25 protein-coding genes are annotated in these 25658 nt (G+C 60.6%); 15 read left to right on the top strand and 10 right to left on the bottom strand.

Annotated elements, in window-relative coordinates; all coding sequences use genetic code 11:
* Positions 1-5 precede the first annotated feature (5 nt).
* The 9 genes from ACR0LD_RS00925 to coxB all read right to left on the bottom strand — a co-directional run bounded on the left by ACR0LD_RS00925 (position 6) and on the right by coxB (position 7606).
* A complete protein-coding gene (locus ACR0LD_RS00925; RefSeq protein ID WP_093962743.1) occupies positions 6-590 on the bottom strand; it encodes a GNAT family N-acetyltransferase in 585 nt (194 codons plus the stop codon).
* On the bottom strand, positions 590-1852 hold the full coding sequence (locus ACR0LD_RS00920; RefSeq protein WP_480635314.1) for a M16 family metallopeptidase: 1263 nt from the start codon (positions 1850-1852) through the stop codon (positions 590-592). The genes ACR0LD_RS00925 and ACR0LD_RS00920 overlap by 1 nt, the downstream gene beginning before the upstream one ends.
* Positions 1849-3237: a threonine synthase gene (gene thrC / locus ACR0LD_RS00915; protein WP_480635312.1), complete on the bottom strand. Its 1389-nt coding sequence runs from the start codon at positions 3235-3237 to the stop codon at positions 1849-1851. The genes ACR0LD_RS00920 and thrC overlap by 4 nt, the downstream gene beginning before the upstream one ends.
* Entirely contained in the window at positions 3234-3911 is a 678-nt protein-coding gene (locus tag ACR0LD_RS00910) for an SURF1 family protein (RefSeq protein ID WP_170539464.1), read from the bottom strand. The genes thrC and ACR0LD_RS00910 overlap by 4 nt, the downstream gene beginning before the upstream one ends.
* Before the next feature lie 173 nt (positions 3912-4084).
* A complete protein-coding gene (locus ACR0LD_RS00905; protein WP_093962747.1) occupies positions 4085-4900 on the bottom strand; it encodes a cytochrome c oxidase subunit 3 in 816 nt (271 codons plus the stop codon).
* A gap of 22 nt (positions 4901-4922) precedes the next feature.
* The gene (locus ACR0LD_RS00900; RefSeq protein ID WP_480635309.1) at positions 4923-5498 is read right to left on the bottom strand and encodes a cytochrome c oxidase assembly protein; all 576 of its coding nucleotides are present in this window, start codon (positions 5496-5498) and stop codon (positions 4923-4925) included.
* The gene (locus ACR0LD_RS00895) at positions 5498-5659 is read right to left on the bottom strand and encodes a hypothetical protein (protein WP_170337538.1); all 162 of its coding nucleotides are present in this window, start codon (positions 5657-5659) and stop codon (positions 5498-5500) included. The genes ACR0LD_RS00900 and ACR0LD_RS00895 overlap by 1 nt, the downstream gene beginning before the upstream one ends.
* Positions 5656-6612, bottom strand: a complete 957-nt coding sequence (gene cyoE / locus ACR0LD_RS00890) for a heme o synthase (protein WP_170337537.1) — start codon at positions 6610-6612, stop codon at positions 5656-5658. The genes ACR0LD_RS00895 and cyoE overlap by 4 nt, the downstream gene beginning before the upstream one ends.
* Positions 6613-6694: 82 nt before the next feature.
* Positions 6695-7606, bottom strand: a complete 912-nt coding sequence (gene coxB, locus ACR0LD_RS00885) for a cytochrome c oxidase subunit II (protein WP_170337536.1) — start codon at positions 7604-7606, stop codon at positions 6695-6697.
* Between the two features lie 176 nt (positions 7607-7782).
* Here coxB and tldD point away from each other — a divergent pair, with 176 nt between their 5' ends.
* The 5 genes from tldD (at position 7783) to ACR0LD_RS00860 (ending at position 14773) form a co-directional block, all read left to right on the top strand.
* Positions 7783-9204 carry a metalloprotease TldD gene (gene tldD / locus ACR0LD_RS00880; protein ID WP_170358198.1) on the top strand — a complete coding sequence of 474 codons (1422 nt, stop codon included), beginning with the start codon at positions 7783-7785 and terminating at the stop codon, positions 9202-9204.
* A gap of 228 nt (positions 9205-9432) precedes the next feature.
* Positions 9433-10563 (top strand): DNA-processing protein DprA, encoded by a 1131-nt coding sequence (gene dprA, locus ACR0LD_RS00875; protein WP_480635306.1) that lies wholly within the window; start codon positions 9433-9435, stop codon positions 10561-10563.
* A gap of 149 nt (positions 10564-10712) precedes the next feature.
* The gene (topA, locus tag ACR0LD_RS00870; protein ID WP_480635305.1) at positions 10713-13328 is read left to right on the top strand and encodes a type I DNA topoisomerase; all 2616 of its coding nucleotides are present in this window, start codon (positions 10713-10715) and stop codon (positions 13326-13328) included.
* 114 nt (positions 13329-13442) lie between these two features.
* Positions 13443-14147, top strand: a complete 705-nt coding sequence (locus ACR0LD_RS00865) for a CoA transferase subunit A (RefSeq protein ID WP_040634234.1) — start codon at positions 13443-13445, stop codon at positions 14145-14147.
* Entirely contained in the window at positions 14147-14773 is a 627-nt protein-coding gene (locus ACR0LD_RS00860) for a CoA transferase subunit B (RefSeq protein WP_170358191.1), read from the top strand. Before ACR0LD_RS00865 ends, ACR0LD_RS00860 begins: the two co-directional genes overlap by 1 nt.
* Positions 14774-14823: 50 nt before the next feature.
* On the opposite strand, the gene ACR0LD_RS00855 is transcribed toward ACR0LD_RS00860, so the two are convergent.
* Complete coding sequence (locus ACR0LD_RS00855; protein ID WP_480635303.1) at positions 14824-15705, bottom strand: lytic transglycosylase domain-containing protein; 882 nt, start codon at positions 15703-15705, stop codon at positions 14824-14826.
* 338 nt (positions 15706-16043) lie between these two features.
* On the opposite strand from ACR0LD_RS00855, the gene ACR0LD_RS00850 reads away from it, so the two are divergent.
* The 10 genes from ACR0LD_RS00850 to ACR0LD_RS00805 all read left to right on the top strand — a co-directional run bounded on the left by ACR0LD_RS00850 (position 16044) and on the right by ACR0LD_RS00805 (position 25647).
* Positions 16044-16271 carry a Flp family type IVb pilin gene (locus tag ACR0LD_RS00850; protein WP_170358189.1) on the top strand — a complete coding sequence of 76 codons (228 nt, stop codon included), beginning with the start codon at positions 16044-16046 and terminating at the stop codon, positions 16269-16271.
* A 244-nt stretch (positions 16272-16515) separates the two neighbouring features.
* Positions 16516-16767, top strand: a complete 252-nt coding sequence (locus ACR0LD_RS00845) for a hypothetical protein (protein WP_170337531.1) — start codon at positions 16516-16518, stop codon at positions 16765-16767.
* A gap of 277 nt (positions 16768-17044) precedes the next feature.
* Positions 17045-17926 carry a Flp pilus assembly protein CpaB gene (gene cpaB, locus ACR0LD_RS00840; protein WP_170358187.1) on the top strand — a complete coding sequence of 294 codons (882 nt, stop codon included), beginning with the start codon at positions 17045-17047 and terminating at the stop codon, positions 17924-17926.
* A 196-nt stretch (positions 17927-18122) separates the two neighbouring features.
* A complete protein-coding gene (locus ACR0LD_RS00835) occupies positions 18123-19529 on the top strand; it encodes a type II and III secretion system protein family protein (protein WP_093963039.1) in 1407 nt (468 codons plus the stop codon).
* Positions 19530-19545: 16 nt separating this feature from the next.
* Entirely contained in the window at positions 19546-20175 is a 630-nt protein-coding gene (locus ACR0LD_RS00830) for an OmpA family protein (RefSeq protein WP_170358185.1), read from the top strand.
* A 197-nt stretch (positions 20176-20372) separates the two neighbouring features.
* Positions 20373-21608 (top strand): CpaE/TadZ family protein, encoded by a 1236-nt coding sequence (locus ACR0LD_RS00825; RefSeq protein ID WP_170435302.1) that lies wholly within the window; start codon positions 20373-20375, stop codon positions 21606-21608.
* 27 nt (positions 21609-21635) lie between these two features.
* Positions 21636-23087: a TadA family conjugal transfer-associated ATPase gene (locus ACR0LD_RS00820; RefSeq protein ID WP_480635297.1), complete on the top strand. Its 1452-nt coding sequence runs from the start codon at positions 21636-21638 to the stop codon at positions 23085-23087.
* Between the two features lie 11 nt (positions 23088-23098).
* Positions 23099-24067: a type II secretion system F family protein gene (locus ACR0LD_RS00815; RefSeq protein ID WP_170337910.1), complete on the top strand. Its 969-nt coding sequence runs from the start codon at positions 23099-23101 to the stop codon at positions 24065-24067.
* Positions 24068-24077: 10 nt separating this feature from the next.
* Positions 24078-25061, top strand: a complete 984-nt coding sequence (locus tag ACR0LD_RS00810) for a type II secretion system F family protein (protein WP_170337908.1) — start codon at positions 24078-24080, stop codon at positions 25059-25061.
* A gap of 4 nt (positions 25062-25065) precedes the next feature.
* Positions 25066-25647, top strand: coding sequence for a tetratricopeptide repeat protein (locus ACR0LD_RS00805; protein ID WP_480635295.1), 582 nt, complete (start codon positions 25066-25068; stop codon positions 25645-25647).
* Positions 25648-25658 lie beyond the last annotated feature (11 nt).

Genomic DNA, 25658 nt, shown 5'->3' with positions numbered 1-25658 from the left:
GCGCCCTAGCCCGCGTCCGTCCGCCCGCGCCGGTCCGAGCGCAGCGACGCATAGAGCACATGCGTTCGCCAACGCCCGTTGATCTGCAGATAGGATTGCGCCACGCCCTCGTATTTGAACCCCGAGCTTTCCAACAGCCCGCGAGAGGCAGCGTTTTCCGGCAGGCAGGCGGCCTCGATCCGGCTCAGGTCCAGTCGGGTAAAGGCGTAATGCACCACGGCGCCGATGGCCTCGCGCATGTAACCCTGCCGGGCAAAGGCCTGCCCGGTCCAATAGCCCAGCGTTCCGGCCTGCGCCGGCCCCCGGCGAATGTTGTCCAGCGTAATGGCGCCCACCAGCATGTCATCCGTTCTGCGGAACAGGAACAGCGGAACCGCCGTACCATTGGCCACCGAGCGTTGCGCCCAGTAGACACGGTTGGTGAAGGATTTGCGGGTCAGGTGATCCTTGGCCCAGATCGGCTCCCACGGGGTCAGATACTCGCGCGAGGCCAGCCGCAGTGCAGCCCAGTCGTTGAAGTCGGAATGCACGGGCGGGCGCAAGCTCAACCGCTCGGTCTCGAGTTTCAGCCTGCGTCTGCCCAACAGCATCACGCCGCGCGCCTCTCCTGCAGCCTCTCCAGTGTCGGCGCACCACCCACAGGCCCGTAAAGCGCCAGTGCTGCCGGTGCCTGAACCGCCATCTTTTCGGCAAAGGCCCGGACGTCGGCGGTGCTGACCGCATCGATCTTGGCCACGGTTTCCTCGAGCGGCGGAACACGGCCCCATATCTGCACCAGCCGGGCCAGACGTTCAGCCCGGTTCGAGGGGCTTTCCAGCCCCATCAGCATCCCTGCCTTCATTTGCGCCCGGGCGCGGGCAACCTCCTCGGGGCTCATGTCCTCGGCGGCGCGCTTCATCTCGTCGATGGTGATGGTGGCCAGCTCGCCCACCTGATCGGCCGAAGTGCCGGCATAGATCGTGGTCGTTCCCGTGTCGGCATAGGCGCCGGTCTGGGCAAAGATCGTATAGCACAGCCCGCGGGTCTCACGCACTTCCTGAAACAGGCGCGAGGACATGCCGCCGCCCAGCGCGGTCGAATAGACCTGCGCGGTATAGATCTCGTCATTGCGATAGCCCGGGCTTTCCAGCGCCAGGGCAAAATGCGCCTGCTCCAGCGCCTTGTCCCGCCGCGCCTCACCGCCGGTGAACCGCGCGGGTTCCGGTAGCAGCCCCTTGCGGGGTTGCAGGTGTCCGAACATCTCTTCGGCCAGTTTCATCAACTGGTCATGATCGACGGCGCCTGCCGCCGACAGGATCATCTGGTCGGGCGCATAGTGCTCGGCCACGAAGGCCGACAGGTCGTCGCGCGAAAAGGCGCTGACTCTTTCGGTCGGCCCCAGAATCGTGCGGCCCAGCGGCTGATCGCGATAGCTCTGTTCCTGCAGCCAGTCAAAGATCACATCGTCGGGCGTGTCATGCGCCTGTCCGATTTCCTGCAGGATCACGCCGCGCTCAACCTCGATCTCGCGCGGGTCGAAGACGGGGTTCAGGACGATGTCGCCGATCACGTCCATCGCCAGCGCCACGTCATCCTTCAGCACCCGGGCGTAATAGGCCGTCACCTCGCGCGAGGTATAGGCGTTGATATAGCCGCCCACATCCTCGATCGCCTCGGCGATCTGCAAAGCAGAGCGCCGCTCGGTGCCCTTGAAGGCCATATGCTCGAGGAAATGCGCGATGCCGTTCTGTTCGATCCGCTCGTGCCGCCCGCCGGCGGTCACCCAGATGCCGATGGCGGCCGATTGCAGCCCCAGCATCTGTTCGCTGACGATCCGAAAGCCGTTTGTTAGTTGGTCCAGTCTGACAGTCACTCAGCAATATGCCTTTTGATATGATCCTCGATGGCGCCCAGATCGTTGGCGATGCGGGTCACCCGTTCCGGACGTTCATACAGATCGGACATGCGCGAGGGAAGAGGCGGATGCACACCGCTGGCCTGCTCGACCGCGGCGGGGAATTTCGCAGGGTGCGCGGTGGCCAGCGTCACCATCGGCACATCGGCGGCGCGGGTGTCTTCGGCCACCTTGATGCCCACGGCGGTATGCGGGCAGACCAGCTCGGCGCTATGTTCCAGCGTGGATTTGATCGTGGCCAGCGTTTCCTCTTCTGACACACGGCCCGAGTCGAAGCTTTCGCGCAGGGCCTCCATCGCGCCCTGGCTGACGTGGAAGCCGCCCTGTTTCAGCTCGTCCATCAACTGCGCCACGGCCCGCCCGTCCTCGCCATAGGCATAGTACAGCGCGCGCTCGAAGTTCGAGCTGACCTGAATGTCCATCGACGGGCTGATCGAGGGGATGGTGTCGCCCTTGAAATAGCCCTGCCCCGAAAGGCAGCGATGCAGGATGTCGTTCTGGTTAGTCGCCACCACCAGACGGTCGATGGGCAGACCCATCCGTTTGGCGATGTAGCCGGCGAAGATGTCGCCGAAATTGCCGGTGGGCACCGTGAAGCTGACCTTGCGATGCGGCGCGCCCAGGCTGGTAGCGGCCGAGAAATAATAAACCACTTGCGCCAGCACGCGGGCAAAGTTAATCGAGTTCACCCCCGCCAGCTTGACCCCATCGCGGAAATCGAAATCGTTGAACATGTCCTTCACGGCGGCCTGACAGTCGTCGAAATCGCCATCGACGGCCAGCGCGTGCACGTTGCTGTCGGCGGGTGTGGTCATCTGACGGCGCTGCACCTCGGAGACGCGGCCATGCGGGAACAGGATGAACACATCGACCGCGTCCAGCCCCCGGAACGCCTCGATCGCGGCCGATCCTGTGTCGCCGCTGGTGGCGCCGACGATGGTAACACGTTCGCCCCGCCTCTTCAGCGCCACCTGGAACAGCTGGCCGATAAGCTGCATGGCGAAATCCTTGAAGGCCAGCGTGGGCCCGTGGAACAGTTCCAGCAGAAAGTTGTTCTCGTTCAGCTGCTTCAACGGCGCGCGGGCATCATGGCCGAACCCCGCATAGGCGCGGGCAATGATCTCTTTGAATTCGTCCCCGGCGAATGAACCGCTGACATAGGGCCACATGACGCGGAACGCGATCTCTTCATACGGCAGCCCGGCCAGCGCGGCGATCTCGTCCTGGCTCAGCACCGGGATTTCGGCAGGCAGGTACAGGCCACCGTCACGGGCCAGACCGGTCAGCATCGCCTCTTCAAAGCTCAGTTCGGGCGCCTGCCCGCGGGTCGAGATATATTTCATTGCGCGTCACTTTCTGATGGGGCGCGGCCGCGCCACAGGAAATATCCGGTCATTGCGGCCCAGACCAGCGCCAGGCCGAACCATGTCACCGCGTATTGCAGATGGTCGTTGGGAATACCCGCCGTATCCACCGGCAGCGGCGTGATGGCGGGATCGGTCTGGCTGCGGGCAACCAGTAGGATCGGTTCGGCCCCAAGCGCATCGGCCAGCGCGGGCACGTCGCGGGCAAACCAGATGTTGCCCGCCCGGTCCGGATCGGGGGTATAGCTGTCGATCTCATCGGGCCAATGCAGATTTCCGACAACCTGCATGGGGCCGATCTGGCGTTCGGCCTGTTTGGCCGTTGTGGGCACAAAGCCCCGGTCCACCAGGATCGTGCGATCACCGGTTCGGAAGGGCGCGATGATCCGATAGCCCGGCCCGACCTGCTTGACCGAAACCAGTACATGGATTTCGCCGGGCAGCATCTCGCCCGATACTTCGGCGGGTAGATAACGGTCGGCTTCGGGATCGACCGCCTCGGGCAGCGGCACTGGATCGGCGGCGATCCGGGCTTCGATGTCGGCCAGAATGCCCTCTTTCCAGGCCAGACGCTGAACCTGCCAAGTGCCCAGAGACACAAGAACCGCCAGCCCGGCGAGTCCAAAAATCAGCAGAAACAGGATGCGGCGCATGTCTGGCCCTTGTTGCGTATCATAGCGGCTCGGGGTCAAGCCGGCGTCTTGTTACGGTCTGTGCGCAAGGAAATGCAACCTTGCAATTGTACGGGGCGCAATCCCTTGCGCCCCTGATCGAGAAAAAGCCGCCCCGAGGGGCGGCTTTTGCAATTCGACAGCCTCGCGGGGCGTTACATCAGCGGTGCCTGACCCCAGATGTAGACTGCGAAGAACAGGAACAGCCAGACAACGTCGACAAAGTGCCAGTACCATGCGGCCGCCTCGAACCCGACGTGTTTCTCCGGGGTAAAGTCGCCACGAAGCGCGCGGATCAGACAGACAGTCAGGAAGATGGTGCCGATGATCACATGTGCGCCGTGGAAGCCGGTTGCCATGAAGAAGTTCGAGTAGAACTGATCGCCGCCGAACTCCCAGCCTTCGTGGGCCAGCAGTTCATAGTATTCGAAGGCCTGCAGGAAGGTGAAGGCGATACCCAGGACGATACCGATCGCGAGACCCTGAATCAGCGCCTTGCGGTCGTTGTCGTGGACCAGCGCGTGGTGCGCCCAAGTGATCGCACAGCCCGACAGCAACAGAACCAGAGTGTTGATCAGCGGCAGGTGGAACGGGTCCACCGCGTGGATGTCAGGCTGAATGTATTCGGTGCCGGCATAGTCGTACATCGGATACATGCGATGTTTGAAGAACGACCAGAACCAGGCGAAGAAGAACATCACCTCGGACATGACGAACAGGATGAACCCGTAGCGCAGCCCGATCCGGACGACCGGAGTGTGATCACCCGCGCGGCTTTCGGCCACGACCTCGGACCACCAGGCAAACATCGTGTAGAGAACTGCCACAAGACCACCCCAGAACACGAAGGAGGTCATGCCGTGCATCCACAAGACGGCTCCGAACAGCATGACGAAGCCACCGATCGCGCCGATCAGCGGCCAGATCGAAGGTGCCAGAATGTGGTAATCGTGATTTTTTGCGTGTGCCATCAGCGTCCCTCACCTACAGGCGTTAGTTCGTGTTTGATTCTGCCTGCGCATCCAGGGCGGCATAGCCCTCGGGCAGGTCTATTTCATAGAATGTATACGACAGCGTGATCGTATGAACATACTGTGCTTCGGGGTCTTCCACCATTTCGGGGTCGACGAAGAAAGTTACGGGCATCTCGACGCGTTCGCCGGGCTCCAGAACCTGCTCTTCAAAGCAGAAACAGGCGATCTTCTGGAAGTATCCACCGGCGGAATATGGCGTCACGTTGTACGATGCCTGTCCCGCAACCGGCTTGTCCGTCGGGTTGTATGCTTCGTAGAAGGCCAGACCGGTCTCACCGATGCGCACCTTCATCTCTCGCTCGACGGGTTTGAATTCCCACGGCATGTCCTTGGCCTTGGAGGCGTCGAAGCGAACGGTCACCACCCGGTCGAGGATATCGTCGGGCGTGGCCTCGGCAACGCCGGTGGTGCCCCCGAACCCGGTGACCCGACAGAACCAGTCGTAGAACGGCACGGCCGCCCAGGCCAGGCTGCCCATCAGAACAACCAGACCAACGGTCTGTGCAACGGTCTTCTGCGGTCCGCTCAAAGCCATCAGTTCTGAACCTCCTCGCTGGGCACGCCGAAATCGCTGCCCGAGACCTTGACGATGGTCAGGCCGAAGATGATCACGATGAACGCCGCCAACGTCAGCCCGACACCCAGGTTGCGGCCGAAGCGACGCTGGTGCAGCTCATGGCTTTTGCGCAGGCTCATGACCAGCCTCCCAACCCGTAGGGTTTCAGCAGCGCCTCGGCGAGGATCGCGCCGAAATGCAGGAACAGGTACAGCAGCGACAGCTTGAAAAAGCTGCGCTCGACCTTGAAATTGTCCGCCTCCGCGTCGTCTTCGGTGCGGCGCGAGATGGCCCATGCCCCCCGCAGGAACAGAGCGTTCAACACCACGGCAACAGCGAGGTAAATCGGCCCACCGATGCCCGAGAACGCCGTGCCCACGGCCAGCAGAGCCAGCAATGCGGTATAGACCAGAATATGGGTCCGCGTGGCGCGGCGTCCATGCGTTACGGTCAGCATCGGCACGCCGGCGTCGTCATAATCCGAGCGCATGAACAGCGCCAGCGCCCAGAAATGCGGCGGGGTCCACATGAAGGTCAGGGCAAACATCAGCCACGGCTCGAGCGTCATCGAACCCGTCGCGGCAACCCAGCCGATTACCGGCGGGAAAGCGCCCGCGGCGCCTCCGATCACGATGTTCTGCGGCGTCAGGCGCTTGAGCCACATCGTGTAGATCACGACATAGAAAAAGATGGTAAAGGCCAGAAACGCGCCCGCGAACCAGTTGGTCGCCAAGCCCAGCATGATCACCGACAGACCCGACAGAGCCAGGCCCAGCGCCATCGCCTCGCCGGGCTCGACCTTGCCCGACGGAATCGGACGGCCCTTGGTGCGCTTCATCACCTTGTCGATATCCGCGTCCCACCACATGTTCAGCGCGCCCGAGGCGCCGCCGCCGATGGCGATGAACAGGATGGCGCAGAAGCCGACGAACGGATGTACCGGCACAGGTGCGGCCAGCAGACCCACCAACGCGGTGAACACGACAAGCGACATCACCCGCGGCTTGAGCAGGGCGAAATAGTCGCCAAAGCCGGCCTCGTCCGCACCGGATTGTGCGGCAAGTGTGCTGGCATTGATGCTCGCGTCGGTCATGTCAGGTCCTTGTGGTGCGAAAGCTGCGCGAAACCCGCGCAGCCTGTCCTTGGTTTCGAACGGGCCTCAGGCCCCGGGATCGTCAGTTCGAGGCGATCTGGAACGATGCCGGCTGGCCGGCGTATTCGTCCAACGCGCCCTGCAGCCATTCCTGATAGGCTTCTTCGCTGACGACTTTGACGGTGATTGGCATGTAGGCGTGGTCCTTGCCGCACAGCTCGGAGCACTGGCCGAAGTAGATGCCTTCCTTGTCGGCCTGGAACCACAGCTCGGCCAGGCGGCCCGGAACGCCGTCCTGTTTGACGCCAAACGCCGGGATCGTCCATGAGTGGATCACGTCGGCCGCCGTGACCTGCATCACAACCACCTTGTTGACGGGAACCACGACTGCGGTGTCGGTGGCCAGCAGCCACTCATCCTCGCTGTAGCCGGCATCGGCCAGCTTGGCACGCATCGCATCGTCCAGAACGAACGGGGTTACATCCGCATCGGCGGGGCGTGCACCTTCGTCCAGGGTGGCCGGGTGACCCAGCAGGTAGCTGTCGAACGCAAAGTCGTGATCGACATATTCATAGGTCCAGTACCACTGGTTGCCGGTCACCTTGATGACGACGTCACCCTCGGGGATTTCCTGCTGCTTGAACAGCACCGGCAGCGAGAACGCACCGATGAAGACCAGGATCAGGATCGGGCCGATGGTCCAGGCGATCTCGACCGGAGTGTAGTGCGAAAACCGCGCCGGGGTCGGGTTTACACGCTGGTTGTAGCGCACGATGCAGTATACCAGCAGGCCTGCGACCAGCAGACAGATCGCGGTGATGATAACCAGAATCATACCATCAAGGCGGTGAATCCCTTCGGCCAGGCTGGTGGCCGCCGGCTGGAAGCCCATGCCGCCGTCGACCGGCTTGCCGATGATCTCAAGATCCTGAGCCATGGCGGGAAGGCTGGAGAGGGCTGCGAACACCCCCGAAAGCATCAAAGCATTCTTCATTTTCTGTCCTGATCGTTTGATCTTTGCGTCTCTGGCGAACAGGTGTGAATCGGTCACACCTCTCCCGTTGTCTTTGGCCGCGTTAAAAACCATATTCCGGGAGGTAGATAAAGCAAAATGCTTGCGTCAAACAGACGCTATTTTTGATCTGGATCAAACGCGAAAGGCCGCAACCCATGACTCAAGCCCCGTTTCGCCCGTTCGAGACCGCATTGCCGCATGACGAGGCACTGGCCGTACTGCGCTCGGCCACCGCCGGGGCCGAAGACGGCGAGCTGTTTGTCGAGCGTCGGAAATCCGAAACACTTGCCTTTGACGATGGGCGCCTGCGCACCGCATCTTACGATGCGTCCGAGGGATTCGGGCTGCGTGCCGTGCAGGGTGATGTGGCCGGTTATGCCCACTCGACAGATGTATCAATGCCCTCGCTGAAACGTGCTGCGGAAACCGCTCGGCTGGCGGTTGGTGACGGTGGAGGCACTTTGGCCGACGCGCCAAGGCGCACAAACAAGCAGCTTTATACGGATGCGGACCCGATCGAATCCGCCAGCTTCCCGGTCAAGGTCGAGACTCTGCGCGAAATCGACGGATTTGCGCGCGATCTGGACCCCAGGGTGGTTCAAGTCAGCGCCGTGATCGCCGCGTCCGTGCAAGAGGTCGAGATCCTCCGCCCCGATGGCACCATGGTACGCGACGTTCGTCCGATGACCCGCCTGAACGTGTCGGTCATCGTCGAACAGAACGGCCGGCGCGAAAGCGGATCGGCCGGAGGTGGTGGCCGCGTTGGTCTGGACGGCCTGATTGACCCGTCCGATTGGCAGGACAAGGTCCGAGAGGCGCTGCGCATTGCTTTGGTCAACCTTGACGCCGTTGCCGCTCCGGCCGGCGTGATGGAAGTCGCATTGGGCCCCGGCTGGCCCGGCATCCTGCTGCACGAGGCCATCGGGCATGGGTTGGAAGGAGACTTTAACCGCAAGGGGAGTTCGGCCTTTGCCGGGCTGATGGGGCAGCGGATCGCCTCCAAGGGCGTGACCGTGGTGGATGACGGGACGATCCCGGATCGTCGCGGATCGATCACCGTGGATGACGAGGGGACACCGAGCTCGCGCACCGTGCTGATCGAAGACGGCATCCTGACTGGCTACATGCAGGACCGGCAGAATGCGCGCCTGATGGGCGTGTCCCCCACCGGCAACGGGCGCCGGCAAAGCTATGCGCACAAACCGATGCCACGCATGACCAACACGATCATGCTGGGCGGCGATGCCAACCCGGCGGATCTGGTGGCCGAGATCAAGGACGGCATCTGGGCCGTGGGTTTCGGCGGCGGCCAGGTCGACATCACCAACGGCAAATTCGTGTTCAGCTGTACCGAGGCCTACCGGGTCGTGAACGGCAAAATCGGCGCGCCGGTCAAGGGCGCAACGCTGATCGGCGACGGTCCTTCAGCGTTGAAACGTATCCGGGGTCTGGGCAACGACATGGCCCTGGATCCCGGCATGGGAACCTGCGGCAAGGACGGTCAGTGGGTGCCCGTGGGTGTGGGTCAACCCACAGTGCTGATGGAGGGGCTGACGGTCGGAGGATCGGCCGCCTGATGCGAATCGCGCGCCTTCGGCCGGCACCATGGTTAATCCGTGCTGCCGGCCACAAAAGGAATGAACCGTAGCGCATCGAAATAGGCGGCCTGAGAAAAGTTATTACTTTCAAATATTTGCGCACCCATTCCGCGAAACCCACACTGGAACACGCTAAAATTTTCCGCGATTCACAAGCTGTTAACCCGTCACGCCGTAAACCAGTTCTGCAATCAGGCGGAGCGACGGATGACCGAAGAGCAGCTTTCTTCCAATCACCCCCCACTCCCACCCACCACGGAAGAGGACCGGTTTTCCTGGCTTCGCCTGTTGCGCTCGCGCAAAGTTGGCCCGGCAACGTTCCGGCGCCTGATGCACGAACATGGCTCGGCGCAGAATGCGCTGGCCGCGTTGCCGGAATTGGCACGCGCTGCCGGAATTGAAGGGTATGAAATATGCCCGCCCGGCGTCATCGAGGCGGAACTCAAGGCCGCAAAAGCCGCCAAAGCGCGGCTTTTGTGCCTTGGGGCCGCCGACTATCCTATGGCACTGACCGATCTGAACGATGCCCCTCCTCTGCTTTGGGCAATAGGCGACGTTTCGGTGCTTCAGCGCCCGATGATCTCGCTTGTTGGTGCCCGCAACTGTTCGTCCTTGGGAACCAGGATGGCGCGGGCTCTGGCAGGGGGTCTGGGTGAGAGTGGCTATGTAGTCGTCTCCGGCCTGGCCCGCGGTGTCGACACCGCCGCGCATCTGGCCACGCTGCAAACGGGAACCGTTGCAGTCATGGCCGGTGGCGTCGACATCATCTATCCGGCGGAAAACAAGGAACTGGCGCGCGACATCGCGACCAGAGGGCTGCGCATCTCCGAACAACCAATGGGCGTGACCCCGCAGGCCCGCCACTTTCCTCGCCGCAACCGGATCATATCAGGGCTGTCTCAGGCCGTTGTCGTCGTCGAGGCTGCCGCCAAGTCCGGCAGCCTCATCACGGCACGCGACGCACTGGACCAGGGGCGCGAGGTTCTTGCCGTGCCCGGCCATCCGTTCGACGCCCGCGCCGCCGGCTGTAATTTTCTGATCCGCGAAGGCGCCACACTTGTGCGCTGCGTGCAGGATGTAATCGACGCCCTGCCCCCGCAGCCGCGCAGAGCGCCCGAACCTGTCCCCGACACGGCGCCCGTCGCGCAGACAATCACTCCTCCCGAGGCGCTCCACGCCCGAATCCTGGAACGGTTGGGGCCTTCGCCTTTGGCCGAGGACCAGTTAATCCGGGATGTCGATGCGCCCGCCAGCGTGATCGGCCCCGCTTTGACCGATCTGGAGCTGGATGGTTTGATCCGTCGCCAACCGGGCGGGTTGCTGAGCCTCGCCGTCTAATCTGCCGAGGTGGTTCCAACCCGGGCCGCCGGTCTCAATTAGGCCGGATTTCGGGCCTTTCAGACTGTGCATTGACAAATCCATCTTGCCCTACACATTTTGCACGGCCATAGAAGGCGCCCAATCCGTCGAGCGAGGTTTTTAACTAAATGCCTGTAGTTGTTGTAGAATCCCCGGCCAAAGCAAAAACGATCAATAAATACCTTGGCCCCGACTACACGGTCTTGGCCTCTTACGGCCACGTTCGCGACCTTCCTCCGAAGGATGGATCGGTGGATCCCGACCACGAGTTTTCGATGACTTGGGAGGTCGGCACGGACAGCCGCAAACACGTCAAGGCCATCGCCGACGCGCTCAAGGATGACAACGCGCTGATCCTGGCAACCGACCCCGACCGCGAGGGCGAGGCGATCAGTTGGCACCTGCAGGAGGCGCTGACCAAACGCCGCTCGATCAAGAAGGATACGGCCGTCAGCCGTGTGACGTTCAACGCCATCACCAAGGATGCGGTGACCAAGGCGATGCAGAACCCGCGCGAGGTGGACATGCCGCTGGTCGAGGCGTATCTGGCCCGGCGCGCATTGGATTACCTGGTCGGCTTCAACCTGTCGCCGGTTCTGTGGCGCAAGCTGCCCGGCGCGAAATCGGCCGGCCGCGTGCAATCGGTCTGCCTGCGCCTGATCGTCGAGCGCGAGATGGAGATCGAGGCGTTCAAGCCCGTGGAATACTGGTCGGTCAAGGCGCTGTTCGAAACGCCGCGCGGCCAGACCTATGAGGCGCGGCTGGTCACGCTGGCCGGCAAGAAGCTGGACAAGCATGACATCGCCAACGCCACCCAGGCCGAACTGGCGGTGCAGGCCATCACCAGCCGCGCACTGAGCGTGACCTCGGTCGAAGCGAAGCCAGCCGCGCGCAATCCCAGCGCCCCGTTCATGACCTCGACCCTGCAGCAGGAAGCCAGCCGCAAATTCGACATGGGCGCCCGCCACGCGATGCAGGTGGCGCAGCGTTTGTACGAGGCCGGACACATAACATACATGCGAACCGACGGCATCGACATGGCCCCCGAGGCCGTCGCCGCCACGCGGGACGCGATCAAGGACCGGTTCGGTGCCGAATACGTGCCGGACAGCCCGCGCATGTACAAGAACAAGGCCAAGAATGCGCAGGAAGCGCACGAATGCATCCGGCCCACGGACATGACCAAGGATGCGGCCGCCCTGAAACTGTCGGATGACGATCAGCGCAAGCTGTACGATCTGATCTGGAAACGTACGATCGCCTGCCAGATGGCCGCTGCGCGGCTGGAACGCACGACCGTCGAAATCGGCAGCGATGACGGTCAGGTGGGGCTGCGCGCCACCGGTCAGGTCGTGCTGTTCGACGGATTCATGCGCGTCTACGAGGAAGGCCGCGACGATGTCGAGGACGAAGATGACAAGCGCCTGCCCCAGATCATGCAGGGTGATCCGGCGCGCTTTGCCAAGACCACGCTGAAGGATCAGTTTGACAAGGCCACCGCCGACGGCGCGGACAAGAAGGCCATCCTGTCGGAAAACCAGGCGGTTCTGGCGCTGCAACACCACACCCAGCCGCCGCCGCGCTATACCGAGGCGACCCTGGTCAAACGGATGGAGGAGTTGGGCATCGGGCGACCCTCGACCTATGCCTCGATCGTCACCACGATTCAGGACCGCGGTTACGTCCGCAAGGACAAGAACCGCCTGATCCCCGAGGAAAAGGGCCGGATCGTCACGATCTTCTTGCTGAATTTCTTCCGCCAGTATGTGGGATACGAATTCACTGCCAACCTCGAAGAGCAGCTGGACGAGGTGAGCGCCGGCGCCCGCGACTACAAGGACCTGCTTTCCAAGTTCTGGCGCGATTTCTCGGCCGCGATCGCCGAGACGTCAGAGCTGCGGATTTCGGAAGTGCTCGACAAACTGGACGAGGCACTGGCCCCGCAGTTGTACCCCCCGCGCGAGGATGGCTCGGATCCGCGCATCTGCCCCAAATGCGGGGTCGGACGGCTGCACCTGAAAACCTCGCGGACCGGCGGATTCGTGGGCTGCGGGAACTATCCCGAATGCACCTATACCCGCCCCATCGCCGGTGAAGGCGCCGAGGGCGAGGAACGCATGCTGGGCATGGATGGCGAGGATGAGATCTGGCTGAAATCCGGACGCTTCGGCCCCTATGTCCAGCGCGGCGAAGCCACGCCCGAGAACAAGAAACCGCCGCGCGCCTCTTTGCCCAAGGGTTGGAGCAAGGATGACATGGACCTTGAGAAGGCGCTGACCCTTCTGAGTCTGCCGCGCGAGATTGGCGAACACCCCGAGGGCGGTATGATCAGCGCCAATTTCGGGCGCTTCGGTCCCTATATCATGCATCAGCTGCCGGATGAGGCAAAGCCGGTCTATGCCAACCTCAAGGATCCCAACGACGTGTTCGAGATCGGCATGAACCGCGCCGTCGAACTGTTGGCGGAAAAACGCGCCAATCCCGGGCGGCGCGGACGGGCTGCGGCCAAACCGCTGAAGGAACTGGGCGAGCATCCCGACGGCGGCGCGATCCAGGTTCTGGACGGGCGCTATGGGCCTTATGTGAAGTGGGAAAAGATCAACGCGACCCTGCCCAAGGACATCAAGCCCGAGGACGTGACGCCCGAAATGGCGGTGGAACTTGTCAATGAGAAGGCGGCCAAGAAAGGCACCCGCAAAAAGGCCGCGCCCAAGAAGAAAGCCACCAAGAAGAAAGCCGGCTGATCCCGGCCCCCGCGGGCGGTTAGGTAGAAATACCACCCGCCCGCAGGTTTCATTGACTTCCCAATGACGTGGCGGCACAACCTGCCCATCACCATGTCATTGGGGGAGTTTTCCATGAAGAAAGTCTATGCCAATGCCACCGAGGCCCTCGATGGGATACTTCGGGATGGCATGCTGATCGCGGCCGGCGGGTTCGGCCTGTGCGGCATTCCCGAATTGCTGCTGCAGGCGATCAAGGAATCTGGCGTGAAGGATCTGACCTTTGCCTCGAACAACGCAGGCGTCGACGATTTCGGCATCGGCATCCTGCTGCAGACGCGGCAGGTCAAGAAGATGATCAGCTCGTATGTCGGCGAGAACGCCGAGTTCATGCGCCAGTACCTGTCGGGCGAGCTTGAGCTGGAATTCACCCCGCAAGGCACCCTGGCCGAGCGCATGCGCGCCGGCGGCGCGGGCATCCCGGGCTTCTACACCAAGACCGGCGTCGGCACCGTGATCGCCGAGGGCAAGGAGCACAAGGAGTTCAACGGCGAGACCTACATCCTCGAGGAAGGGATCTTTGCCGATCTGGCCATCGTCAAGGCATGGAAGGCCGACGACACCGGCAACCTGGTATTCCGCAAGACCGCCCGCAACTTCAACGTGCCGGCGGCGACCTGCGGCAAGATCTGCGTTGCCGAGGTGGAAGAGATCGTGCCGCGCGGTTCGCTGGACCCCGACTGCATCCACCTGCCCGGCATCTATGTGCACCGGGTCATTCAAGGTCAGCACGAGAAGCGCATCGAACAGCGCACCACCCGCAAGAAGGAGGAAGCGTAATGCCCTGGGACCGCAATCAGATGGCCGCGCGTGCGGCCGAGGAACTGGAAGACGGCATGTATGTGAACCTCGGCATCGGGATTCCGACGCTGGTGGCGAACTATGTGGGCGACAAGGATATCACCCTGCAATCGGAAAACGGCATGCTGGGCATGGGCCCCTTCCCCTATGAGGGCGAAGAGGACCCCGACCTGATCAACGCCGGCAAGCAGACCATCACCGAACTGCCCCGCACCGCCTATTTCGACAGCGCCACGTCCTTTGCCATGATCCGCGGCGGCAAGATCGCGGCGGCGATCCTTGGCGCGATGGAGGTCGACGAGAAAGGCGATCTGGCCAACTGGATGATTCCGGGCAAGCTGGTCAAGGGCATGGGCGGCGCCATGGACCTGGTGGCCGGGGTCGGACGGGTCATCGTGGTGATGGACCACACCAACAAGCACGGCGACAGCAAGGTGCTGAAGGAATGCACCCTGCCGCTGACCGGCAAGGGCGTGGTTGACCGCATCATCACCAACCTGGGCGTGCTAGACGTGGTCGAAGGCGGGTTGAAGATCGTCGAACTGGCCGATGGCGTCAGCGAAGAAGAGATGCGCGCGGCGACTGAGGCGACCATCGCCGGCTGACTTCTGAGCAAACAGAGAAACCGAAAGGCCCGCCAATCGGCGGGCCTTTTTTAATTCATGGACTGAAAGACGCACCCGTCGGAAATCAGCATAGGCGGAGTGGCACACAACGCTCGGGCCACCTGGAAGGCGGCAAGAACCTTGGGGACATAGTCGCGCGTTTCAGCATAAGGCGGAACGCCATTGTGCTTTCGCACCGCGCCTTCACCGGCGTTGTATCCCGCCAGGACGAGAATCGGGTCGTCGTTGAACTCACCCATCAGCCAGTCCAGGTATTTCACGCCGCCGGCGATATTCTGTTCCGGCAACATGCTGTCGGTCACGCCGAACCGCTTGGCCGTGGCAGGCATCAGTTGCATCAAACCCTGTGCTCCAGCGGAGCTGACGGCAGTGGGGCGACCACCTGATTCAACGGACATGACCGCAAGGACCAGCGCTGGCGACACTTTTGTTCCTACAGTCGTACGGAGAATATCGACCCCGCGCTGCTCGACGATCTTCTGAAGGTTCTGCAGCCGCGGAGATGAAATCTGGGTCGCCGCCAAAGCCTGCAGGGCTTCGTCAAGGCGGCCTGGGCCGGCTCGGGTCATATCTGGCGATACCTTGTCCCAGAACGCCTTGTACGCCCCCACGGGGGTCTTTTTCTTCATTATGTCCGGAAAGGCCGCCGGAGGGACTTTGGTCCGGGCTATGATATCGGGCACGACCAAATCGGGGCCCGTGCTGGGCGCTGAAGGTGTTGATGCGTGTTCTTGCGGACTGATCTGTACCGTCACTCGCGGGCGTTCCCCCGCTTTGGGAGCCTTGATCCGTTTGTAAACGCCGCGTGGCTCGATATCCGCAGCAGGTGCCGGAGCCGCCACGGCAACCAGCAACGCCAAAACGCCGGCGCATGTCAGTGCGTCCCGGAAAATCATTTCTGCCTGCCTCATCTGTTCTTTTGAGTTGATTTGATACGCGAATCTTCCCGCAAGGCCAGAAAAACAAAGCGAATTGGGGCGGTTTTGCCTCATTTGGCGCAATTTTGCACCGCCGAAACAGCGTGGCGGGTTGGTGTGGAAAAATTTTTATTATTTATTTCAATGAGTTAACAGATTGGTGACCAAAAAGTTAAGCCTGAGGCAAAAAATTCGTTGTTTGGCCCAATTCCTGCCACGCACGAGGGGCAAACATAGTGCCATACCGAGACGGTCATGAGCCGACTGAGAGATGAAGCTCTGAAAGACCCCGAGGTTTTATTGACTTTTTGATCCTTTAGGAGGGACGTAACATGATCAAGTTCATCAAGAACTTCCGCAAAGACGAAGACGGCGCCGTAACTGTTGACTGGGTCGTTCTGACCGCAGCCGTTGTTGGCCTGGCAGCCGTTGCTTACCAGCAGATCGAAGGCGGCGCGACCGGCCTGGCAACCGACGTTTCCAGCGCCCTGACCAGCGCAACGATCAGCACCGGTTCGAACACGGCAGCTGGTGGTATCACCACCGCTGGCAGCAACTAAGCTGACTTCATCCCAATCGGGATACAAGGCCGCGCCTGAGGGCGCGGCCTTTTCCTTTTAAGCAAGACAGACGCTGCGCATCGGATTTCGGGCGCCGGGCCAAGCATGGCCCACGTTTGGCCCAATTTCCGCCACGGATACCGCGTTTAAGTCTTTGATAACTAGTATTTAGGTGCCCGCGAGAATTCTGGTCGCCATCAGAAACCGGAACTGGGCGGAATCACTCTGTCAGGAGGGACGCGAAATGATCAAGTTCATCAGGAACTTCAAAAAAGATGATAGCGGTGCGATCACTGTCGACTGGGTGGTCCTGACCGCAGCCGTCACAGGCCTGGCAGCGATTGCCTACGCTTTGATCCAAGGTGGGACCGAGGGCTTGGCTGACGATGTTGAGGCGGCCCTTTCCGACTCGGCAATCAGCATCAGCACCGGCGACAGCAACACGGCCGTTGGTGGGATCATCACCGGTGGATCGAACGGATCCGGCGGCAACTGATTTTCGGGAACTTGGCCGACCGGCCACATGACAACCGCGCCAGCCGGGCGCGGTTGTTCACGTTTGCCCCCTGCCTTCTCCGCACCGCGCAACCCATGCTGGGATACAGCAGACGCCACGTCACGAGATGCTCGTTCGCAACGCTCTGTGCCAATAAAACAACGAAAAATATCCATTTGTCCCACATTTCGACACAATTCCGATTTACGAAATATGCTGTTTCAATGTCCTGCCCGGACCGATACAGGTCCGGCCAGAGCAATAAAGAGGTATACGCATGCGAGCTGTATTTGGTCTTGTCCTGATCGTCGGGGTCGCCCTGGCTGGCGGTGCGGTCTATATGGCCCGCAACTATATTGCCGAGTATCAGAACGCCCTGGCGCGTGAACGGCAAATGGCCGAAGAGGCCCTTGCCAACGCCAAGGTCGACGTCGTTCCGACCGTCGGCGTGATCGTATCTGAACGTCCGCTGAAATACGGCGAACGCCTGACCCAGGAGGATGTGCGCGTCGTGGAATGGCCTGAGAATGCGGTTCCGGAAGGTTCGTTCACCGATATGACGGTTCTGTTCCCGGAAACCGGCAACAATGAACGCTTTGTTCTGCGCACCATGGAAAAGGACGAGGCCATCATGGAGGTCAAGATCACCCGACCGGGTGAGCTGGCCGGCCTGACCTCGCGTCTTGAAAAAGGTATGCGCGCGTTCGCCATCAGTGTTGATGTTGCCTCGGGCGTTTCGGGCTTTCTTCGCCCCGGCGACGTTGTTGATGTGTACTGGACCGGATCGCTGCGCAGCGCGGTCGAGGGGGCAAACGGCGAAATCACCCGCTTGATCCAGACCAATATCGAGTTGATCGCCGTCGATCAGACGGCAGGATCGGATGTGACCGGCACGACCATTGCCCGGACCGTCACCGTTGCCGCCACGCCGGAACAGATCGCGGCCCTGGCGCAGGCGCAAAACACCGGACGCCTGTCTCTGGCCTTGGTCGGGGTTCAGGATGAAACCATCGCAAGTGCGATCGAAGTTGACCAACGCAAACTGTTGGGAATCGAAGAAGCAGCCCCCGCACCGAAGAAAGAGGCAGAGAAGGTCTGCACCATCCGGACTCGCCGCGGCGACCAGATCGTCGAGACCCCGATCCCCTGCACAAACTGACGCCCATTCAGAGCGTTACCATGCCCGAGCCGCGCATAATGCGCGGCTCGTTTCGTTTGGGTTGTTGCGCATTGTCCACATAAGGAAAATTCCAGAAACCCTTGATTATTGCAATAAATCCGGAATTCGCGCAGAGTTCGTCACCATAGGGCATAAGACCCAAAAAAATAGAGTGGTGATCGGAGAGGCAGGTCACATGACAATACGTTCCTTGATTGGTTCGACCCTTTTGGGGTTGGCCCTAGTTCTGAGCCCGGTCGGCGATTCCGCCTGGGCCCAAAATCTTCGCGTGGTCAAAAAAGGCACGGCGGAAACGCTGGATGTGCCCATGAACCGCGCCATCGTGGTTGAAAGCGAACAGCCGTTTGCAGAGCTCAGCATCGCGAATGCAGGCATTGCGGACATCTCGTCGCTTTCGGACCGCACAATCTACGTCTTGGGCAAGGCACCAGGCATGACGACACTGACATTGTTTGACGGCGCCGGAAACCTGATCACGAACGTCCGCGTTCGCGTTGCGCCCGATGTGACCGAATTCAAAGAGCGCCTGCGCCAGATTCTGCCAAATGAGCGAATCGAAGTGCGTACCGCCAATGACGGCATCGTTCTCTCGGGCACGGTTTCCAGCGCAGCCAAACTGGCACGTGCTCTGGAACTGGCCGAGCGCTATGCGCCCGAGCGTGTGTCGAACCTTATGAATGTCGGCGGCGTACAGCAGGTCATGCTGAAAGTCCGCTTTGCCGAGATGAACCGGTCGGTCGCCAAGAACCTGTCCGCCTCGCTTGGCTTTTCCGGCGGTGACGCGACCGGTGGTATCAACACGCTGAACAACCAGTTGTCCCTGAGCAACGCGTTGGCCAACAACATCCCGGCGGTTCAGTCGAATACTGGCGCGATTCTGTTCGGCTTTGGCGCAGGCTCCACCCAGGTCCGGCTGCTGCTGGAAGCGCTGGAAGCCAAGGGCCTGGCCCGTAGCTTGGCCGAGCCCAACTTGTCGGCACTGTCCGGGCAGGAGGCAACCTTCCTCGCCGGTGGTGAAGTGCCGATTCCGGTTCCTCAGGATGACGGTGTGGTTGCCATTGAATACAAGGCTTTCGGTGTCGAAATCGACTTCGTTCCGCGCGTCGTCGACGGTGACCTGATCAACCTTGAGATGGCGGCAGCGGTGTCCAGCATCGACACCAGCTCGAACTTCACCATCAACGGTGACACGGTCCCCAGCTTCATCACGCGCCAGACCAGCACAACGGTCGAACTGCGAGATGGTGAGAGCTTTGCGATCGCCGGCCTGATTCAGGACGACTTTACCGACCTGAGCAACCAAATCCCGTGGTTGGGTGACGTACCTGTTCTGGGTGCATTGTTCCGCAGCGCTGAGTACCAGCGCGAGCAGAGCGAACTGGTGATCATCATCACCGCGCATCTGGTTTCCCCGACCCGGGGCGAAGCCCTGGCGCTGCCGACCGACCGCGTGAAGCCGCCCAGCGAATTCGACCTGTTCATGAACGGCAGAACTGCCCGGACGGAACGGGTTGGCAATGGAGCCGCATCGGAAGTCGCCAAGCAGGACTTTGGCAATTCCTACGGCTACGTCCTGGATTGATAGGGAGGACAGACCAATGCAGAAGTGGATCATCACACTGGGTCTTACAGTCGCTGTCGCCAGCTGTACCCGTGAGGCCGGCTATGAAGTGGACCAGGGCGCATTCGGCAACGCAACGCTGAACAACATCCAGGTCATGAACGGCGAGTTGACCTATGGCCAGATCCTGGCGCAGCGATTCGCTGCTGAGGTTCCGACCCAGATCAACTTTGCGTTCGACAGTGCGCAGCTGGATTCGGCAGCACGCCAGATTCTGCTGTATCAGGCGAACTGGATCAAACAGTTCCCCGAAGCACGTTTCCGCGTGTACGGCCACACCGACGCCGTCGGATCCCAGTCCTACAACAACAGTCTGGGTCTGCGCCGCGCGCAAGCGGTCGTCAACTTCTTCGCGCAACAGGGTATTTCCCGCTCGCGTCTGGAAGCCGTTGTTTCGTATGGCAAAACGCAGCCACTGGTGGCCACGCCAAATCGGGATCGCCGCAACCGCCGCACCGTTACCGAGGTGTCGGGTCTGGTCGATCGCCATCCCAACATCCTGGACGGCAAGTATGCTGACTTCGTTTATCGCGAGTACATCGAAAGCGCGACATTCAAGAGCCAGCTGCGCCGCGAAACGGCCATCGGCGAAACCAGCGAACAATAATCAGAAATTGGGCGGCATCGTCGCCCAATTCCCTACAATTGGTTTTTTTGCGCCCAATTCTTGCCCCACTTCCACGCAACATTGTGAACAATTGGGTGACCTGCGGCCAGAATTGACCGCTTAGGGCGACAGCAAGCTGAAACACGGACTGGTATTGTATCGACGCTTGCTGCGCTCTCACGACGAGGATTGTGTTAATGACGAGCGCAACGCCGCAAAATGACGACACCGGCATTCTGGCCTGTACCATCAGCCGAGATGTCCAGAACTTCGACCTGTTGATCGAGGACATGGAAGCCGCTTTGGGCGAGCGCTGGGGTGACCTTGGCTTTGCCGAGGCTCTGGCCTTTTTCAGCCAGCCCGAAGCTGAGTCACTTCAATTCGTGGCCCTCGCGATCGACGGTGAGGACGAGGACAACCTGACCTTGATGGGTGAGATCATCACCCAGGCCAAGGAAAAGAAGATCAAAGTCGTCCTGATTGCCGAGGACGTGACCCCTGCCGCTCTTCATCAGTTGCTGCGCAAGGGTGCCGATGAATTCGTCCCCTATCCTCTTCCCGAGAACGAACTGCAGGAAGCGATCGACCGCATGAATGCGCCCGAACCTGTCGTGACTCCGCAACAGGTTTCCGTCCCGCTGGCCTCAGGAACTTCGAAAGAAGGCGCTTTGTTTGTTGTTCAGGGCTTGGCCGGTGGTGTCGGTGCAACGACTCTGGCCGTGAACCTGGCCTGGGAATTGGCCACCGTATCGCAAAAGGATGCACCAAAGGTCTGCCTGATCGATCTGGACCTGCAGTACGGCACCATCTCGACCTATCTGGATTTGCCCCGCCGTGAAACCGTGTTCGAAATGCTGTCGGACACCGTGGCCATGGACGACGAAGTGTTTGGGCAGGCACTGCAGACATTCGACGAGAAGCTGGATGTTCTGACGGCCCCTACCGACATGGTGCCTCTGGATATTCTCACGCACGAAGACATCCAGCGGGTGATCGACATGGCCCGCAAGCACTACGACTATGTCGTGGTCGACATGCCGAAAACGCTGGTGCACTGGTCCGAGACCGTTTTGCAGGCTGCGCATGTCTATTTTGCTCTGATCGAACTGGATATGCGGTCCGCTCAGAATGCGTTGCGTCTGAAACGTGCCCTTCAAGCCGAGGAATTGCCGTTCAACAAACTTCGCTTTGCTTTGAACCGCGCACCCAAGTTCACGGATCTGAGCGGTAAAAGCCGCGTCAAGCGCATGGGTGAAAGCCTGGGAATCTCGATCGATCTGCAACTGCCGGATGGCGGCAAGCCGGTCATGCAAAGCGGCGACCATGGTCTGCCTTTGGCCAGCTCGGCCGGCAAAAACCCTCTTCGCCGCGAAATCGCAAAGCTGGCTCAATCCTTGCACAGCCTCGGCAGCAACAGCGCCGAAGCGGCATAACAAAGGCTATTAGGGGGAGAAACCGCCGTGTTCTCACGTTACAAGAAACCATCAGGTGCGCAGCCGGTTACGACCCCTGCACAAGCCCCCAAGGCCGCCGAAGCCCCGGCTGCTTCGGCAGCGGCACCGTCGCCGTCCACCGCGATTGCCCGCAAACCGGTGGCCAAAACCGCCGCGGAAGCCAAGGGCAACGACCGCGAACGCAAGCGCAAGGAACGGCTGAGTGAAATCAAGATCGAGCTGCATCGGGAACTTCTGGAAAACCTGAACCTGGCGGCTCTGGAAAACGCAGCCGAAGCCGAACTGCGCACCGAAATCAGCGCGATTGCGAGCGAGGTTCTGGAAGCCAAGAACATCGTTCTGAATCGCGAAGACCGGACCCAGTTGAACAAGGAATTGTACGACGAAGTCACCGGTCTGGGTCCGCTTGAAACACTGCTTCAAGACGACTCGGTCAGCGATATTCTGGTCAACGGCCCGCATCAGATCTTTGTTGAACGCTTCGGCAAGCTCGAATTGAGCGACGTATCGTTCAAAGACGAAAAGCACCTGATGCGGATCATCGACAAGATCGTGTCCGCCGTTGGTCGCCGGGTCGATGAATCCAACCCCTATGTTGACGCCCGTCTGCGCGACGGGTCACGTTTCAACGCCATGGTTCCGCCGATCGCGGTGGACGGGTCCCTGGTTTCCATCCGGAAATTCAAAAAAGACAAGCTTGGCATCGACGACCTGGTCAATTTCGGCGCGTTTACCGAGGAAATGGCCGCGTATCTTCAGGCCGCCGTCTCCACTCGTCTGAACATCATCGTGTCTGGTGGTACGGGTTCGGGTAAGACGACCACGCTCAACGCGCTGTCCAGCTTCATCGATGACGCAGAACGCATTCTGACCATCGAGGACACGGCGGAACTGCAGCTGCAGCAGACCCATGTGGGCCGGATGGAAAGCCGCCCGCCCAACGTGGAAGGCAAAGGCGAAGTCAGCCCGCGCGACTGTCTGAAGAACGCTCTGCGGATGCGCCCTGACCGCATCATCGTGGGCGAAACGCGCGGCGCCGAGGTGATCGACATGCTGCAGGCCATGAACACTGGCCATGACGGCTCGATGACCACCATCCACGCCAACTCGGCCCGTGACGGTATCTCGCGTCTTGAAAACATGATCGCGATGGCCGGGATCGAAATGCCGATCAAGGCCGTACGCAGCCAGATCGCAAGCGCTGTGAACCTGATCGTCCAGGCCAGCCGCCTGCAGGATGGTTCGCGCCGCATGACCTCGATCACCGAGATCACGGGAATGGAAGGTGACGTAATCTCGATGCAGGAAATCTTTAAATTCCAACGAGTTGGCCTGACGCCCGACAATAAGATCATTGGTCATTTCACGGCCACCGGCGTTCGCAGCCACTATTCCGAACGGTTCCGTCTGTGGGGGTATGACCTGCCCGCATCGATCTACGAACCGACGACAATGTAGGAGATCAGGGCATGCAACTGCCAACCGAGGCGCTCATCTATGTCGCGATCTTCGTCGGGGTTCTGGCGCTGGTCGAAGGTATCTATCTGGTGGCTTTCGGCAAATCCATCAGCCTGAACAGCCGCGTCAATCGCCGTCTGGACATGATCGACAAAGGCGTCGGGCGCGAACAGGTTCTGGAGCAGCTGCGCAAGGAAATGCAGCAGCACATGAAGTCGCAGAGCATTCCGCTCTACTCGCTGTTGGCCGACAAGGCCCAGAAGGCGGCGATTGCCTTCAGCCCGCGGCAACTGGTCATGATCATGGCACTGGTGTCCGTGGTCGCGTTCATGGGCCTGAGCATCGGCACCAGAACCGACACAATCCTGCGGGCAGCTCTGTCGATCGCAATCGGTGTCGGCGCTGTCTATGCCTGGGTCAATCACAAGGCCAAGAAGCGCATGGGCATGCTTGAAGAGCAGTTGCCCGATGCCGTGGAACTGATGGTGCGCTCACTTCGGGTCGGCAACCCGTTCGTTTCGACGATCCAGATCGTCGCGAACGAGGTGCAGGATCCGCTTGCGACCGAATTTGGCGTGATTGCCGACGAATGCGCCTATGGCCGTGACGTCGGCGAGGCGTTGAAGGACATGGCCGAACGTCTGGACATGCAGGATTTGCGCTTTCTCGCGGTCGCCGTTGGCATCCAGCAGCAGTCGGGCGGCAACCTGGCTGAGATCCTTGACGGGCTTGCCAAGGTGATCCGCGCACGGTTCCGTCTGTTCCGCAGGGTCAAGGCGATCACGGCCGAGGCGCAGTGGTCGGGCAAGTTCCTGTCGGGGTTCCCACTGTTTTGCCTGGTTTTCATTCTGGTCAAGGACCCCGGGTATTATGACTCGGTTCTGGACCACAAATGGTTCATTCCTGCCTGTTTTGTCGTGGGGATCATGCTGACGCTGAACCTGATCGTCATGCGCATTCTCACCAACATCAAGGTCTGAGGGCACGACCATGGAATTTCTGACCCAAATCAACGATATGCTGACGGATCAATTGGGCGAGTTCGGCCCGCTGATCGTCGTCGGCGTGCTGGGATTGTTCATGGTTCTGGTGACCATTCCGATCCTCTTGAACCAGCCGGAAGATCCCTTGAAAAAGCTGCAGCGTGCAAATGCTGCACCCAAAAAGGAAAAGCGCGGCAAGAAGGATCAGCTGCGCAACTCCGGCCGGAACGAACAGCTTGAAAAGTTCGCGACCTTCCTCGAGCCGAAAGATGAAGAAGAATACTCGGCCATGGAGCTCAAGCTGCGCCAGGCCGGTTACCGCTCGAAAGACTCTGTTCGGTTCTTCCACTTTGCGCAATTTGCGTTGGGGATCACCGGGATCGTTTTGGGTGTTCTCCTGGTGACCGTGTTTTCAAACGGGCAGGAATTCACCGGCCAGCAAATGATGATCCGCGTTCTGGTACCGGGTGCCATTGGATACTACATCCCCAAATACTGGATCACGCGCCGGATCGAAGAGCGCAAGGAGAACATTACCGCGGGCTTTCCCGACACGCTTGACCTGATGCTGGTCTGTGTGGAAGCCGGTCAGTCTCTGGACCAGGCGATCGTGCGTGTGGCCGGCGAGATGAAAGCCTCCTACCCCGATATTGCCCAGGAATTCGAGATCGTCGCCTATGAGATGAAGGCCGGCAAAGAGAAGGATCAAGTTCTGCGCGATTTCGGGACGCGTTGCGGTGTCCAGGATGTGAGCTCTTTCGTGACGGTGATGATCCAATCGGCCACATTCGGTACGTCGATTGCCGACGCCCTGCGGGTTTATGCCGGCGAGATGCGCGACAAACGCGTCATGCGCGCCGAAGAAGCCGCGAACAAGTTGCCAACGAAAATGACCCTTGCCACAATGATGCTGACGGTGCCGCCGCTGCTGATCATTCTGGTCGGTCCCTCGGCAAAAGGCATCATGGAGTTCGGTAACAGAGGCCAATAAGCCCATGCCCTCATGCAACCGGTGCGCCCGCTTCGGGCTCCACCGCCTGATGATAGCCACCGCGGTTCTTGCCGTGGTGGCTTCGTGTACGGACCCAAGTCTTTCGAACGGGCCTTTTGCCCCCGGCGTCGACCCCAAAGGTGGACCGATTGACGAAATTGCTGTCGGGAACCGATTGATGGCAGCCGGAGAATACGAGCTGGCCATGGAATCGTTCACCCGCGCGGCCCTGACAGAGGGGATGACCCCGGAAATCCTGACCTCGATCGGAACCGCCAATCTCGGCCTCAGGCGGCTGGGACAAGCCGAGCCCCTGTTGCGACAAGCGGTCGAAGAAGATCCGGATTGGTCGGTTGCGTGGAACAATCTCGGCGTTCTGCTGATGGAAAAAGGTGGGTATGCCGAGGCCGCGCAGGTCTTCCAAAGGGCCTATGCGCTGGACAATGGCGAAAGTGACGCAATCCGTGACAATCTTCGCTTAGCGCTCGCAAAAATGGAAAATCCTGTTAATAATACACCACAAGAACAAGAATATACGCTGGAGCAGCAAGGGAACGGAGCTTTCCTGCTGCGGAAGAACCAGTAACAGAGGCAAGA

Source organism: Ruegeria sp. BF8 (assembly GCF_056538625.1).
This window is presented reverse-complemented; position numbering and strand designations above follow the sequence as displayed.